Annotated in this window: 13 protein-coding genes; 7 read left to right on the top strand and 6 right to left on the bottom strand. The window is 55.1% G+C overall.

The window, feature by feature from the left end; all coding sequences use genetic code 11:
- Positions 1 to 28: 28 nt before the first annotated feature.
- From C5F52_RS00230 to C5F52_RS00220, 3 genes are read right to left on the bottom strand one after another with little or no spacing between them, the layout of a single operon-like run.
- A complete protein-coding gene (locus C5F52_RS00230) occupies positions 29 to 1,789 on the bottom strand; it encodes a hydantoinase B/oxoprolinase family protein (RefSeq protein ID WP_104796337.1) in 1,761 nt (586 codons plus the stop codon).
- Positions 1,786 to 3,870, bottom strand: coding sequence for a hydantoinase/oxoprolinase family protein (locus tag C5F52_RS00225; protein ID WP_104796336.1), 2,085 nt, complete (start codon positions 3,868 to 3,870; stop codon positions 1,786 to 1,788). The genes C5F52_RS00230 and C5F52_RS00225 overlap by 4 nt, the downstream gene beginning before the upstream one ends.
- Positions 3,871 to 3,880: 10 nt before the next feature.
- A complete protein-coding gene (locus C5F52_RS00220; RefSeq protein ID WP_104796335.1) occupies positions 3,881 to 4,735 on the bottom strand; it encodes a fumarylacetoacetate hydrolase family protein in 855 nt (284 codons plus the stop codon).
- Between the two features lie 138 nt (positions 4,736 to 4,873).
- On the opposite strand from C5F52_RS00220, the gene C5F52_RS00215 reads away from it, so the two are divergent.
- On the top strand, positions 4,874 to 5,800 hold the full coding sequence (locus C5F52_RS00215) for a LysR family transcriptional regulator (protein WP_104796334.1): 927 nt from the start codon (positions 4,874 to 4,876) through the stop codon (positions 5,798 to 5,800).
- A 5-nt stretch (positions 5,801 to 5,805) separates the two neighbouring features.
- Here the strand turns inward: C5F52_RS00215 and C5F52_RS00210 are convergent, their stop codons facing one another.
- Positions 5,806 to 6,663, bottom strand: a complete 858-nt coding sequence (locus C5F52_RS00210; RefSeq protein WP_104796333.1) for a symmetrical bis(5'-nucleosyl)-tetraphosphatase — start codon at positions 6,661 to 6,663, stop codon at positions 5,806 to 5,808.
- Between the two features lie 13 nt (positions 6,664 to 6,676).
- Between C5F52_RS00210 and C5F52_RS00205 the strand changes: the two genes are divergently transcribed.
- Complete coding sequence (locus C5F52_RS00205; RefSeq protein ID WP_104796332.1) at positions 6,677 to 7,978, top strand: hemolysin family protein; 1,302 nt, start codon at positions 6,677 to 6,679, stop codon at positions 7,976 to 7,978.
- Here the strand turns inward: C5F52_RS00205 and C5F52_RS00200 are convergent, their stop codons facing one another.
- Positions 7,979 to 8,722, bottom strand: a complete 744-nt coding sequence (locus C5F52_RS00200) for a trans-aconitate 2-methyltransferase (protein ID WP_236657668.1) — start codon at positions 8,720 to 8,722, stop codon at positions 7,979 to 7,981. It lies immediately after the preceding gene.
- 63 nt (positions 8,723 to 8,785) lie between these two features.
- Between C5F52_RS00200 and C5F52_RS00195 the strand changes: the two genes are divergently transcribed.
- From C5F52_RS00195 to C5F52_RS00175, 5 genes are read left to right on the top strand one after another with little or no spacing between them, the layout of a single operon-like run.
- A complete protein-coding gene (locus C5F52_RS00195) occupies positions 8,786 to 9,970 on the top strand; it encodes an ABC transporter substrate-binding protein (protein WP_104796330.1) in 1,185 nt (394 codons plus the stop codon).
- A 2-nt stretch (positions 9,971 to 9,972) separates the two neighbouring features.
- Positions 9,973 to 10,893 carry a branched-chain amino acid ABC transporter permease gene (locus C5F52_RS00190; protein WP_104796329.1) on the top strand — a complete coding sequence of 307 codons (921 nt, stop codon included), beginning with the start codon at positions 9,973 to 9,975 and terminating at the stop codon, positions 10,891 to 10,893.
- Between the two features lie 41 nt (positions 10,894 to 10,934).
- Positions 10,935 to 11,909: a branched-chain amino acid ABC transporter permease gene (locus C5F52_RS00185; RefSeq protein ID WP_104796328.1), complete on the top strand. Its 975-nt coding sequence runs from the start codon at positions 10,935 to 10,937 to the stop codon at positions 11,907 to 11,909.
- The gene (locus C5F52_RS00180; protein ID WP_104796327.1) at positions 11,906 to 12,652 is read left to right on the top strand and encodes an ABC transporter ATP-binding protein; all 747 of its coding nucleotides are present in this window, start codon (positions 11,906 to 11,908) and stop codon (positions 12,650 to 12,652) included. Before C5F52_RS00185 ends, C5F52_RS00180 begins: the two co-directional genes overlap by 4 nt.
- Positions 12,653 to 12,655: 3 nt before the next feature.
- Positions 12,656 to 13,366 carry an ABC transporter ATP-binding protein gene (locus C5F52_RS00175; RefSeq protein WP_104796326.1) on the top strand — a complete coding sequence of 237 codons (711 nt, stop codon included), beginning with the start codon at positions 12,656 to 12,658 and terminating at the stop codon, positions 13,364 to 13,366.
- 74 nt (positions 13,367 to 13,440) lie between these two features.
- On the opposite strand, the gene C5F52_RS00170 is transcribed toward C5F52_RS00175, so the two are convergent.
- Positions 13,441 to 14,454, bottom strand: coding sequence for a class 1 fructose-bisphosphatase (locus tag C5F52_RS00170; protein ID WP_104796325.1), 1,014 nt, complete (start codon positions 14,452 to 14,454; stop codon positions 13,441 to 13,443).
- Position 14,455 lies beyond the last annotated feature (1 nt).

The raw sequence follows: 14,455 nt of genomic DNA, 5'->3' as shown, positions 1-14,455 counted from the left end.
CTGTTGGGATGCCGTCATTTCAAATAACTCAGGCAAGGGCTTTGCTTCGTAATTGCTGCGTCTCAGATGGCTTCACTTTAAAGTCGTCATCCAAAACCACGCCGTAAAGTTTTTCAGCAGCTTCGCGACTGACATAGCCCTCGCGCGCGTCATGTGCCACTGCATCTGCATCACGTTTGAATGGGCTGCCAAAGCCACCGCCACCACCAGAAAGCATCTTGTAGGCATCGCCGCGTTCTAGGCGAACGTTGAAGATTTTGGCGTTGGGCAAATCTGAGCTCCACTCACCTTTGTGGCGGATGGCAATGCCATTGCCAGCGGCTTCTCCGCCACCTTCTAAGCCCCAAGGCTTGCAATGCATGCGGTCGATTCGTGTGGTCACAGAGAACGGTGATAACGCCTGCACCACCATCTCGGCACCTAGGCCACCGCGGAACTCGCCAGCGCCTGCGCTGTCTTCACGAATCTTGTAGCTTTCAACCAAAACGGGATATTTCGCTTCCAGTTGTTCGGTTGGGCTGTTGTGTGTGTCGCCATCGTTGATACAGACCGTGACAGACACACCGTCTTCGCGAGACTTGGCACCCCAACCGCCACCCAAGGGGCCAATGCCCACAATGAACAAGCGACCATCTTCAGGCGAAATGCCGTGGATGTTGGGGAACACCAAATCGGCATGGTGGCCCGCAATGGCACGGTGCGGTATCGCTGGTGCGAGGGCTTTGAAAATGGTGTCGATCACAGTCATGGGGAACGTCATCCACACACGCATGGGGTAAGGGCGTTCAGCACTGATAACCGTGCCCATGGGCATGATGACTTTCAGAGGGCGGAAGCTACCGTCATTCACGGGGTAGTCGGTCGGTGTGGTCAAACATTTGTAGGCCACTTGCGCACAAGCAATACCTGTTGTGAAACCAGAGTTGTAAAAGCCTTTGACTTGCTTGCTCACATCTGACAAGTCCACTTCCATCTCATCACCTTTGACGGTGACCTTGACGCGAATCGGGATGCGCTTACCGATTTCTAAACCATCGTCATCCATGAAGGATTCGGCTTCGTACACGCCATCCGGAATAGACAAGGTGTTTTGACGGGCGAGCGCTTCAGAGGCGTCCATGATTTGAAGAATGGAGGCTTGGACATCATGATTTCCGTAGCGCTGCACCAACTCCAAGAATCGACGCTCACCAGTAGTGATAGCCGTGATTTGGGCGCGTAAATCACCTAAAGCACGCTCGGGCATACGCACATTCATCGCAATGATGTCTAACAAGTCTTGGTTGACTTTGCCAGCAGTTTGATATTTCACGATAGGGATCTGGATGCCTTCGGAGTAAATATCAGTTGTGATCTGTCCCAAGCTACCGCCCACATCTAACCAGTGCGCCATGCAGCAGGTAAAGCCAATCAGCTCACCTTCGTGGAAGACCGGCATCGTGAATGTGAAGTGGTTCAAGTGACTGCCTGTGGTGTAGGCATCATTCGTGACCAAGATGTCACCAGGGTGGATGTTTTCATAACCAAAGTGACGAATCTTCGACTTGACTGTTTCAGACATGCCTCGAATGAACATCGGCAATCCCAAGCCGATCGAGACGGTATCCCCCTCCTTGGTGAATAGGCCGACCGTGAAATCCAACGCTTCATAAATGATGAGGTTGTATGCGGTGCGCATCAAGTTGGTTTTCATTTCCTCCGTGACAGCAAACAAGCCGTTACGGATGATTTCCACAATGACTGGATCTACAGTCTGTGCATTTGCGTGTTGTACTTGTGTCGTGCTCATGAACGGTCACTCCCGATAGAAATTTGAAGGTTGCCGTACAGATCAACTTTGACGCTATCGCCTGGTTGAACCACGGTGGTGGATGCATGCTCTTCCACGAGTGCCGGGCCGTGAAACTCATTGCCGCTCTTGAGCAAATCACGTCGATAGACAGCCGTATCAACAAACTGACCTGCACTGCGGAAATAGACGGGCTTGTGCGCACGCAAAGCTTTCGCATCAGGGGATGCTTGTCCGGATTCCACGGCGTTGCGTGGCGGTTTCTTCATGCGGCCCAACACGGTGACGCGCAAGCTGACGATGTCTGCCGCTTCTTTGGGGGCGGAAGTTCCGTAGCGAACTTTGTGCACTTCGTCGAAATGATTTTTGATCGCCGCACGGTCTTTGCTGACAAAAAACTCGTGAGGTAAGTCAACTGTCACTGCATGCTCCTGGCCGAAATAACGCATGTCTGCGGCACGCTCAAAGACGATTTCTTCTGGACGAATTTGTGAAGCACCAATCGCTGCACGGCCTTCGTCTTCCATCTCTTTGTAATAGGCTTCGATCTCATCAAATGACAAGCTATCCAAGCGGCGGAACACCGAGCGGACATAGTCGTAGCGTAAGTCGCTAAACAACATGCCATAGGCAGAGAAGTAACCAGGCGCATGTGGAATCAAGACCTTGCGGATACCAATTTCACGCGCAATGGCGGATGCGTGTAGTGGGCCTGCGCCGCCATACACCACCATGGTGAAACTGCCTGCGTCTAGACCTCGCTCAGTCGTCACGGCTTTGACGGCATGAGACATTTGTGTCACAGCGATACGCAAAATGCCATCTGCTGCCTTGGTTGCATCCAAGCCCAAAGGCTTTGCGATTTTTTCCTCCATGGCGTGCTTGGCACGGTCCAAGTACAACGGCATTTCGCCACCGAGGAAGTTGTGTTCATCCAAGCGTCCCAGAATCAGGTTGGCATCTGTCACCGTGGGTTCAGTGCCATCGCGACCGTAGCAAACGGGACCAGGCATGCTGCCTGCAGAGCGGGGGCCAACGCGCAATGAATTGCCCAGCTCAACGCGGGCGATAGAACCACCGCCCGTGCCCACTTCAAAAATGTCCATCATTGGGATCTGAATTGGCAAAGCCTTTTCATAACCTCCGATGAGCGCACTGCCAGTCGTCAATGGACGACCTTCACTGATCACGCCAGCCTTTGCCGTTGTTCCGCCCATGTCAAAGGCAATAGAGTCGGGCATTCCTAACTGTTCGCAAATTGCTTGCGCGCCAATCACGCCCGCTGCAGGTCCAGACTCAAGCATGCGCACGCAATCGCGGCGAGCATGCTCTACGGGAAACAAACCACCGGTAGATTGCACGGCATAAAAGTCACCTTCAAATCCCTTGTCGCTCAAGTGATGCTCTAGCTCACCGAGGTACTCCGAGACACGCGGGCCTACATACGAATTAGCTACGGCTGTCGATACGCGCTCAAACTCGCGGTACTCCTGTGATAGTTCATGCGATGCCGTCACAAATGCACCTGGAATTTCCTCTTGCAAGATGGCCTTGACGCGACGTTCGTGGTCAGGGTTGCGGTACGAATGCAACAACAGCACTGCAACTGCTTCAATGTGTTTTGCTTTCAGTTCTCGTGCAAGTGCCCGAACACCCTCTTCATCTAAGGGCTTGTGCAAGGAACCATCAGCACGCAAACGCTCTGATACCTCGTAGCGCAGTGAGCGCGGAACTAGAGGCTCATGCTTTGAAAAGAACAGGTTGTAGGCATCTGGTCGATTCACGCGGCCAATTTCATAGATGTCACGAAAGCCTTCCGTGATCAGCAACGCGGTTTTTGCACCATTGCGCTCAAGCAATGTGTTGATCGCAATGGTTGAGCCGTGCAGGAACAGATAGCCATTGCTCAAATCAATACCAGCGCCATCTAGTGTGTTTTGGATACCTGTGACCAGTTCGCCATGGGTTGAGAGTGCTTTACCGAATGAAATCGCACCTGTGGACTCGTCAAAGCAAGCCATATCCGTGAATGTGCCGCCAATGTCGACCGCAATTCGTAAAGAGTTTTTTGATTTAGACATTATTTTTCCTTTAAGCGGCGTTTGACACCACGTTGCGTAGGGTGCCTAAGCCAGTAATTTCGATTTCAATCACATCACCAGCTTTCATATATACAGGGGGTTCGCGACGATCACCCACACCACCAGGTGTGCCGGTCGCGATGACATCACCAGGTGAGAGGTTGGTAAATCCAGAGAGGTATTCGATGATCACGGGTAAGGTGTAAATCAAATCAGCCACGCTCGCATGCTGCATGACCTCGCCATTCAAGCGAGACTCCAAGGTGAGTTGGTTCACGTCTGGAATTTCTTTGCTAGTGGCCATGAATGGGCCGAGTGGGCCTGTTGATGGGAAGTTCTTACCGGGAATCCATTGGTGCGTATGACGCTGCCAATCGCGCGCTGTGCCATCGTTGAAGCAGGCGTAGCCAGCGATGTGATCAAGCGCTTGAGCCTGCGTGATGTTGCGACCACCTTTGCCAATGATGACTGCCAATTCACCTTCAAAATCAAAACGCTTTGTTTCTTTAGGATGCGGCAAAGGGGCGTTGTGTGCGGTCAAGCTATCAGCAAAGCGCGTGAAGATGGCGGGGTAGTCGCTATCTGCGCGTTTGGTTTCAGCGACGTGAGTTTTGTAGTTCAAGCCTATGCAGAAAATTTTGCTGGGATTAGGAATCACCGGCAATAGGTGCGCTTGCGATGCAGTCACGCTCTTGCCGCTTTGGCGTGTCAAGGCTTCACATTCATCGAGTTTGTTGGCAGCAATGACTGACTTCAAATCTGGATATTCAGCTTGAAATACTTGAGGCACTTGTATCCAGTTGCTCTCATCTTTCCAGAGGCCATAGGTCTGTTGACCGGCAATTTCAAAACTGACAAAGCTCATCGTTTTTCCTTTGATATACGGCACCGACCATCGGTGCTTCTGAACAATGAGCGCGAGTTTATGGATGGATAAACCATCTGCATAGGATGTTTTCTGAGATTTCAGATATGCCTAAAATGGCATATCTGAGAGGTGTCTATGCAAATTAATGATTTAAGGCTATTCATCGAGGTCGCTGAGCTTGGCAGCTTCACGAAAGTTGCTGTGCAAAGAAACACCGTGCAATCGCACATCAGCAGACAAATCAGTGATTTTGAGAAAACCTGCGGTGGAGCGCTGTTCAGACGAACGGGTCGAGGTGTTGTGTTGACCGAATTTGGCGAACATGTTCAGCAGCGTGTGCGAGGGTGGCTCAAAGACAGCGATGAACTTTTCTCCGATATACGTCAAACGTCCAAAGTACCCATGGGGGAAGTGAGGATTGGCGTATTGCCGTCAGCTGCGCATCCATTAATGACCCATATCTTCAAACGTCTTCACCACGAGTATCCAAAGATCAAACTGAATATTCGTGAGGGGCAAGGTAGCGAGCTAGATGCGTTACTGGATACAGGTGCTGTGGATATGGCGATCTTGTTTCGATATGAAAAACCAACCGGTAGCGATGAGACACTGCTGTCCACGGCGAATACATATCTTGTTTCGTGTCCTGGCCTTTCATTGACCTATTCAGATACCGTTGACTTCAAACGCCTTCAAGGTCTACCGCTTGTTTTACCAAGACGCCCCTCGCATTGGCGATCAATCTTGGATGAAACGGCAAAAAGTAAGGGGTTTAGTTTGCTGGCTGAAGTGGAGGCAGATTCATTGCGCGTTCAAAAGGAAATCATTGCATCCAACCCGCACATGTATGCATTGCTTGGACCGTTTTCTGTTGACGATGAGTTGCGTACTGGAAAGTTGCAAGCCGCAAAGGTCATCGGCCCAGACTTGAAGCGCTTTGTCACACTCGCTCACCCAAAACAGGGCCATTTCACACAAGCTAGTCGAATTGTTTCTCAGCTCATCAAAGAGACTGTCGCTGCTTGGAAGGGGCAATTGAACAGTCCCTCTGGATCAAATTAGTTTGATCAGGCCAGCGGGTTCAGGGTCTGCGGACACTTCACACTCAGTCGTTCCCATGCAGGAGCCTCAGTTACGCCCAAATGCGTGTCTGAGGCTTCAAGCTTCGCCGCACTCAAGCACCCACCCCACACACACCCATCGTCTAGGCACACCACATCAGGGCGGTCTGCAATATGCACGGTGGACCAATGGCCAAAGGCCATGCGCACATCGGCCGTCAGTCGGCCCGGCACATCAAACCACGGCATCAAGTGCGCGGGGGCTTTGTCTGCGCTTTCTTTCACGCTGAAGTCCATCGCGCCCTGTGTATCGCAAAAGCGCAAGCGGGTGAGGGCGTTGACGATCACGCGCAAGCGGTCTGCACCCTCTAGGTCATCACGCCACACATTGGGCATGCCGCCATACATCTGCGGCATGAAGTGCACCCAGTCGTCGCTGCGCAGCACGGCTTCTACTTCGCCAGCCAGCGCCATGGTTTGCTGTGCGGTCCACTGTCGCAGCACGCCTGCGTGCACCATCAGCAGGTTGTTCACACACAAGGCCATGTGTTGGTGGCGCAGCCAGTGCAGCAGCTCGGTGCTGTCGGAGGCGGTCAAGATATCTTGGATGGTGTCTTGTTTGTTGGGTTGGCGCACGCCCTGCGACACAGCGAGCAAATGCAAATCGTGGTTGCCCAGCAAGCATTGCGCGCTTGCTCCGAGGGCCATCAAGCGGCGCAGCACGCCTGTGTTGTTGGGGCCGCGGTTGACCAAGTCGCCCAGCAAATACAGCGTGTCGCAGCTGGGGGAGAACGCGATGTGCGTCAACAAACGTTCTAAGGCTTCGTCGCAGCCTTGCACGTCGCCAATCAAGTAAAGTGCCATGTAGGAGATTGTGATGGATGTTTTGTTGATTGTTTTTCTCACGCTGCTCAACGGCGTGTTTGCCATGTCTGAGATGGCGCTGTCATCCAGCCGCAAAGCACGTTTGGCAGCATTGGCCGAGACGGGTGATACCGGTGCGCACGCAGCGTTGCGCCTGATGGAGCAGCCCACGCAGTTTTTGTCCACCGTGCAAATTGGCATCACGTCCATCGGCGTGCTCAACGGCATCGTGGGTGAGGCCGCTTTTAGCGATGACTTTTCATATTGGTTGCTAGTGCAAGGCGTGCCCGAAAGCTGGGCCGCTGGTTTGGCCACAGCCTTTGTGGTGACCATCATCACTTTCAGCACCATCTTGTTTGGCGAACTGGTGCCCAAGCGCATTGGCCAGTTGTTTCCAGAGTCCGTGGCGCGTGTGGCGGCGCCCGTGATGTTGGCTTTGGCCACCTTGGCCAAGCCTTTTGTGCATTTGTTGTCCGCCAGCACCAGCGCTATCTTGAAGCTGTTGCGCATCGATGTGCATGGCGCACGCACGGTGACGGAAGAAGAAATTTCAGCCAGCTTGGTCGAAGGTGTGGACGCGGGTTTGATTGAACAGCACGAACACCAAATGGTGCAAAACGTGTTCAACCTGGACGAGCGTCCACTCACCTCCATCATGGTGCACCGCTCTGACATCGAGTGGCTTGATGCCAAGCTGCCCGTGCCCCAAGCCTTGGCGCAAGTGGGTGCCAGTGGCGCGCACTCGTGGTACCCCGTCTGCCGTGGCGACCTCGACAACGTGGTGGGCGCGGTGAGTGTGTCTCAGCTCTTGCGTTTGCCACCTGGCACCGACATGACGGTGGAGGCTTTGGCCAAGCCCGTGGCTTTTATTCCTGAAACCTTGAGTGGGTTGGATTTGCTAGAGCAGTTTCGCAAACCCGCCGAGCGCGCCACCGCGCACGGACGCATGGTGTTGGTGGTGGACGAATACGGCGTGGTGCACGGCTTGCTCACACCGCGCGATTTGTTGGAGGCCATCACGGGTGAGTTGCTTCAAGCCACGCCCACCGATGAGGCATGGGCCACACAGCGCGAAGACGGTTCTTGGCTGGTCGATGGTTTGATGCCCGTCACTGAATTCAAAGCGCGCCTGGGCATCAAAGAATTGCCAGACGAGGACCGTGGCATTTACAACACGGTGGCGGGCTTGGTGATGGCAATCTCTGGCGAGTTGCCCGCTGTTGGCGATGTAGTGACTTTTGGCGAGTGGCGCTTTGAAGTGGTCGACCTCGATGGCCGACGCATTGACAAGCTGTTGGTGAGCCGTCTGACTTAATTAGCGACGCGCATCGCTGCGTCGGTTAAACGGCACCTGATACATCCACACGGGGCGGCCATCGCGGCAGGTGAGGATGGCGCTGGGAATCAGCTCTTGTGCTTCAAACTCTAAGCTCACCAGCCAAGCGCCACGGCGCAGTTCAGCCTCTGCTTTTTCCACAGCGCGGGGCATGCTTTCGGGGCGTTGAAACATGTAAACCATGTCAAAGCTGCGCCAGTCCACCAGCCAAATGTCGCCTTGGCGAATGCGCGCAAACGAGCAGCGCATGGCGCTGAGCACGCGCAATGGCCAGCTCATTTCGACGCCGTGCAGCTCGGCACGTGGAAACGCATCACGCAAGGCCAACAAACCGTCACCCATGCCACTGCCTGCATCTAAGATGCGCGCGCCTGCCGGCAGCACGATGTGTTGCTGCATTTCACGCAGCGCTTTTTTAGGGGTGGGGAACAGCGGTGCATCGCGCCATGCTTTGCGCGGGTAAACCAAAACGATCAAACCCAGCAAGAACAGCCAGCCAATGGGCGGTACGTTCAGGGTCGATGAAGACGCCGCCATCGAGAGTGGAAAACCCAACACGATCAAGGCCTTACGCATGGGCGTGTGCGCCAAGGCGCTTAAAAAACCACCCAAACACGTGGCCGCAATGAAAGCAATGGCTTCACTCAGGCCCACCGCTTGCAAACCTTTGAAGATGAGCCAAGACGAACCCCAAGCGAGCAGGGCGGGAACGGGCCAAGTCATGAATTTCATGGGAGAGAATGATAGCCAACTTAAAATCTAGCCCTCATATTTGGAGACTTGTTCATGCACGCTTTTCGCCGTTCCTTGATTGCCCTGAGTTTGGGCTTGGCTTGCGCATCTGGTTTTGCGCAAAACGACGCACCTGTGAAGGTCGGTTTGCTCAGCACCTTGTCAGGCCCCGGCGCGGGTTTGGGCGTTGACATCCGTGACGGCTTTCAGCTCGCGGTCAAACTGTCGGGTGGCAAGTTCAGCGGTAAGTCCGTGGACGTCATCGTGGCTGACGACCAAGCCAGCCCCGACGTGGGCCGCCAAACCGCAGACCGCTTGGTCAAGCGCGACAAGGTCGACTTCATGACGGGCATCGTGTTCTCCAACGTCATGCTGGCGGTGGGCGCGCCTACCTTCCAATCTAAAACTTTCTACATCAGCGCCAACGCTGGCCCATCGCAGTTTGCGGGTGAGCAGTGCAACCCTTACTTCTTCAGCGCGTCTTACCAAAACGACAACATGCACGAAGCCGTGGGCAAAGTGGTGACCGACAAAGGCTTTAAAAAAGTGGCTTTGATCGCCCCTAACTACCCCGCAGGCAAAGATGCCATTGCAGGTTTCAAGCGTTTCTTCAAAGGCGAAGTGGCATCCGAGACCTACACCGCTTTGAACCAACTCGACTACGGCACAGAGCTGTCTAAGCTGCGTGCGACCAAGCCTGACGCTGTGTACATCTTCTTGCCCGGCGGCATGGGCATCAACTTCATCAAACAGTTTGTGGGCGCGGGTTTGTCTAAGGACATCACTTTGTTTGGCCCTGGCTTCTCAGGCGATGAAGACGTGATCAAAGCCGTGGGTGAGCCCATGCTCGGCATGTTCAACACTTCGCAGTGGGGCCACGACATGGACAACGCAGCCAACAAAAAGTTTGTGGCCGAGTTCGAGAAGGCCTATGGCCGTTTGCCCACGTTGTACGCCGCCCAAGGCTACGACGCTGCACGTTTGATCGAAGCTGCAGTGCGTGACAGCAAAGGCAAGCTCGACGACAAAGCCGCCGTGCGCAAAGCTTTGGAAGCCGCCAAGTTTGATTCGGTGCGTGGTGCGTTCAAGTTCAACAGCAACCACTTCCCCATTCAAGACTACTACTTGCGCGTCATCACCAAAGACGCCAAAGGCCGCGTGACCAACCGCACTTTGAGCCCCGTGTTCAAGAACCATGCAGACGCATACGTAGCTAGCTGCAAGATGCCTAGCCTGTAAATATGGATGGCATTTTGCTGTTTGAGCAATCGCTCAACGGCTTGCAGTTTGGGTTGATGTTGTTCTTGCTGGCCGCGGGCTTGACGCTCGTGTTTGGCATCATGGACATGATCAACCTCGCGCATGGCTCGCTCTACATGGTGGGCGCTTACCTGATTGCCACGGTGGCTGCGGCCACCGATTCTTTTTGGCTGGGGCTGGGCGCAGGTGTGGCGGGTGCTGCGCTGTTTGGCGTGTTGCTCGAAGTATCTATCCTGCGTCGCCTGTACGAGCGTGACCACCTCTCCCAAGTGCTGGGCACCTTTGCCATTCTCTTGATGTGCAACGAAACCGTGCGCTTGATTTGGGGCGCACAGCCCATCACCTTGAACCCGCCAGCTTCTTTGAGCGGCCCTGTGGAATTGGTGAGTGGCTTTTTCTATCCCGCCTATCGCTTGTTCATCATTGGCGTGGGTTTGGCTGTGGCTTTGTTTTTGTATGTGCTCATCACGCGCACGCGCGTGGGCATGCAAGTGCGTGCGGGTGCAGCCAACCGTGAAATGGCTTTGGCCATGGGCAGCAACGTGACACGTTTGTTCACAGCCGTGTTTGCTGTGGGTGCTGCACTGTGCGCCATTGCGGGCGGCATGCTGGGCCCGCTGCTGGCCGTGCAAGTGGGCATGGGCGAGAGCATTTTGATTTTGGCGTTTGTGGTCATCGTCATCGGTGGCATTGGCTCGATACGCGGCGCGTTCTTGGGCGCGATGTTGGTGGGCGTGGTCGACACAGCAGGACGCACTTTGGTGCCCATGGTGTTTGACTCGCTGCTCAGTGCCGAGGCGGCATCCAGCGCTGGCCCCGCTGTGGCGTCTATTCTGATTTACATGCTCATGGCGACTGTGTTGTTCTTTAAGCCGCGCGGGTTGTTTCCGACACATGGTTAAACAACGTACGACTTAGAGAAATACAGCACTACAAAATTCGCATGGCCCATTCACCTCGCTCCACATCTTTAGACCACTCTTTGCAGTGGCGCTGGAGCGTGCCTGCGTTGTTGCTTTTGGTCGCGTTGCCTTTCATCGCCAACGCAGTGGGCGAAGGTTTTTACATCGCCTTGGCCAGTCGCATTTTGATTTTTGCATTGGCCGCGACCAGCCTTAATTTCATTTTGGGTTTTGGTGGCATGGTCAGCTTTGGTCATGCGGCGTTTGTGGGCGTGGGCGCGTATAGCGTGGCCATCCTCACGCAAATGGGCATCACGGACGCGTGGGTGTTGTGGCCTGCGGCGATGGTGGTGAGCGCTTTGTTTGCTTTGCTGATTGGTGCGATCAGCCTGCGCACGCAAGGCGTGTACTTCATCATGATCACGCTGGCCTTTGCCCAGATGATTTACTACCTCACCATTTCCATCAAAGCCTATGGCGGTGACGATGGGTTGTCATTGGCCACTCGTTCGCAAATTCCGTTTGTGGACATCAACGACGAGACCTCGTTTTATTACGTGGTGCTCGCTGTGTGCGTGGCGGCCATTTATGCCGTGGCCCGTGTGCAGAATGCGCGCTTTGGCCATGTGCTGCAAGCCATTCGCGAGAACGAAGTGCGCATGCAAGCGCTGGGCTACGCGGTGTACCGCTACAAGCTGGCTGCGTTTGTGATGGCCGGTGCGTTGGCCGGTTTGGCTGGTGCGCTGCTGGCTAACCAAGGTGGCTTTGTTAGCCCTGCGCTCATGCAGTGGAGCCAATCGGGCCTGTTGATGATGATGGTCATCTTGGGTGGCGTGGGCCACTTGTATGGCGGCGTGTGGGGTGCGGTGGTGTTCTTGCTGCTAGAAGAAACACTGAGCCACTTCACCATCCATTGGCAACTTGGCCTAGGTGCTTTGCTGCTACTGGTTGTGCTGCTGGCCCCCAATGGCCTCACCAGTGTGTTGCAACGCCTGCAGCGAAAGGACACGCCATGAGCGCGCCTTTGCTGCACGTGGACAACTTGGTCAAACGATTTGGTGGTTTGGCTGCGACCGACCACGCCACACTGCAAGTGAAGCGTGGCGAAATTCACGCGCTCATTGGTCCCAATGGCGCGGGTAAGACCACACTCATTCACCAAATCTCAGGTGCGTTAGCGCCCGACGAAGGCCGCATTGTGTTTGATGGGGCAGACCTCACGCACACGGCGATGCACCAGCGTGCAAGGCTGGGCTTGGTGCGGTCTTATCAAATCACCAGCGTGTTCACACGCCTCACGGTGCAGGACAACTTGGCGTTGGCTATCCAAGCTGATGAAGGAAGCAGCTTCAAGTTTTGGCGCGCCGCACGCAGCGAGCATGCGCGTTATGCGCGCGCTGCCGAGGTGGCCGAGCGCGTGGGCTTGCAAGCGCAACTCATGCAGCCCGCAGGTGCGCTGTCGCACGGCGAGCAACGCCAGCTTGAAGTGGGCTTGGCTTTGGCCACTTCGCCAAAGTTGATGCTGCTCGACGAGCCTATGGCTGGCATGGGCCCTGATGAATCTGAGCGCATGGTGCAACTGCTGCAAAGCTTGCGCGGTGACACCACGCTGCTGCTGGTCGAACACGACATGGATGCGGTGTTTCGCTTAGCCGACACCATCTCGGTGTTGGTGTCGGGCCAAGTCATCGCGTGTGGCACGGCAGAGCACATCAAAAACGATACGGCTGTGAAGCGCGCTTACTTAGGCGACGAATAAACCATGAGCGCCTTGTTAGAAGTTCACGACTTGCACAGCGGCTATGGCAGCAGCCAAGTGTTGTTTGGCATCAGCCTGTCCATCGAAGCTGGCGGTGTGTCTACTTTGCTGGGCCGTAACGGCATGGGTAAAACCACCACCGTGCGTTCCATCTTGGGCCTCACGCCTGCGTTGTCGGGCACGGTGCGTTTTTGTGGCGAACGTGTCGAGGGCTACAGCCCCGACCGAATTGCCCGCATGGGCCTGGCCGTGGTGCCCGAAGGTCGGCAAATTTTCCCAACACTCTCGGTGCAAGAAAACCTGTTGGCCTTTGCATCCAATCGCAACAGCAGCACCAACCCATGGACTCTAGAGCGCGTATATGCCCTGTTCCCGCGCTTGGCCGAGCGCCACCGTCACATGGGCAACCAACTCTCGGGCGGCGAACAACAAATGCTTGCCATTGGCCGCGCCCTCATGACCAACCCACACTTGCTAGTGCTAGACGAAGCCACCGAAGGCTTGGCCCCCTTGGTGCGTGAAGATATCTGGCGTTGTCTGCACACCTTGCGCGGCGAAGGTCAAAGCATTTTGGTGATCGACAAGTATGTGCAAAAGCTTGTTCAATTGGCCGACCAACACACCATCATTGAGCGTGGGCAAGTGGTGTGGCAGGGTGCGTCTGCGGAGTTAGAGGCCGACCACGGGTTGTGGCATCGCTTCATTGGGGTTTAGTACGTCACAGAGTCGCGAAAAAGCCCGCATCAAGCGGGCTTTTTGTTTGGCATACGGCCCCCTGAGCGCTGCGTTTATTTTTGCGTGTGATAGCTCGTCACACGTTCCACTTCGTTCTTAGAACCCAACACCACGCTCACGCGTTGGTGCAGTTGTGTGGGCTGAATGTCCATGATGCGTTGACGGCCATCGGTGGATGCACCACCGGCTTGCTCGACCAGCCAGCTCATGGGGTTGGCTTCGTACATCAAGCGTAGCTTGCCGGCTTTGCCTGGCTCGCGCTTGTCCCAGGGGTACATGAACACGCCACCGCGTGTGAGGATGCGGTGCACGTCGGCCACCATGGAAGCAATCCAACGCATGTTGAAGTTTTTGCCGCGTGGGCCTTCTTCACCTTGCAAACACTCGTCGATGTAGCGCTTGACGGGCTCGTCCCAGTGGCGCATGTTGCTCATGTTGATGGCGAACTCTTTGGTGTCCGCAGGGATCTTGACGTTTTCTTGCGTCAACACAAACGAGCCTTGCTCGCGGTCCAAGGTGAACATGGCCACGCCGTCACCCACGGTCAGCACCAAGGTGGTTTGTGGGCCGTACACGCAGTAGCCGGCGGCCACTTGTTGGGTGCCGGGCTGCAAGAAGTCGTCTTCGCTCACGCCTTTGCTGGGGTCGACTTTTTTGAGCACGCTGAAGATGGTGCCAATGCTCACGTTGACTTCGATGTTGCTTGAGCCATCGAGTGGGTCAAACATCAAGAGGTATTCGCCTTGGGGGTAGCGGTTGGGCACGACGTGGATGCTGTCCATTTCTTCGGACGCCATGGCTGCCAAGTGGCCGCCCCATTCGTTGGCTTCAATCAACACATCGTTGGCGATGATGTCGAGTTTCTTTTGCACTTCACCTTGCACGTTTTCGCTGCCGGCTGAGCCCATGACATCGCCGAGTTCGCTGCCCAAGGCACCTTTGTTCACGGCGTGGCTGATGCTTTTGCAAGCACGTGCCACGACTTCGAGCAACAAGCGCAGCTCAGATGGGATGAGGCCTTTGGCGCGTTGTTGTTCGACCAGATAGCGGGTGAGAGAAATAGGCATG

Source organism: Limnohabitans sp. TS-CS-82 (assembly GCF_002943475.1).
Note: the sequence above shows the minus strand (reverse complement) of the source record. Positions and strands in the feature narration are given on the sequence as shown.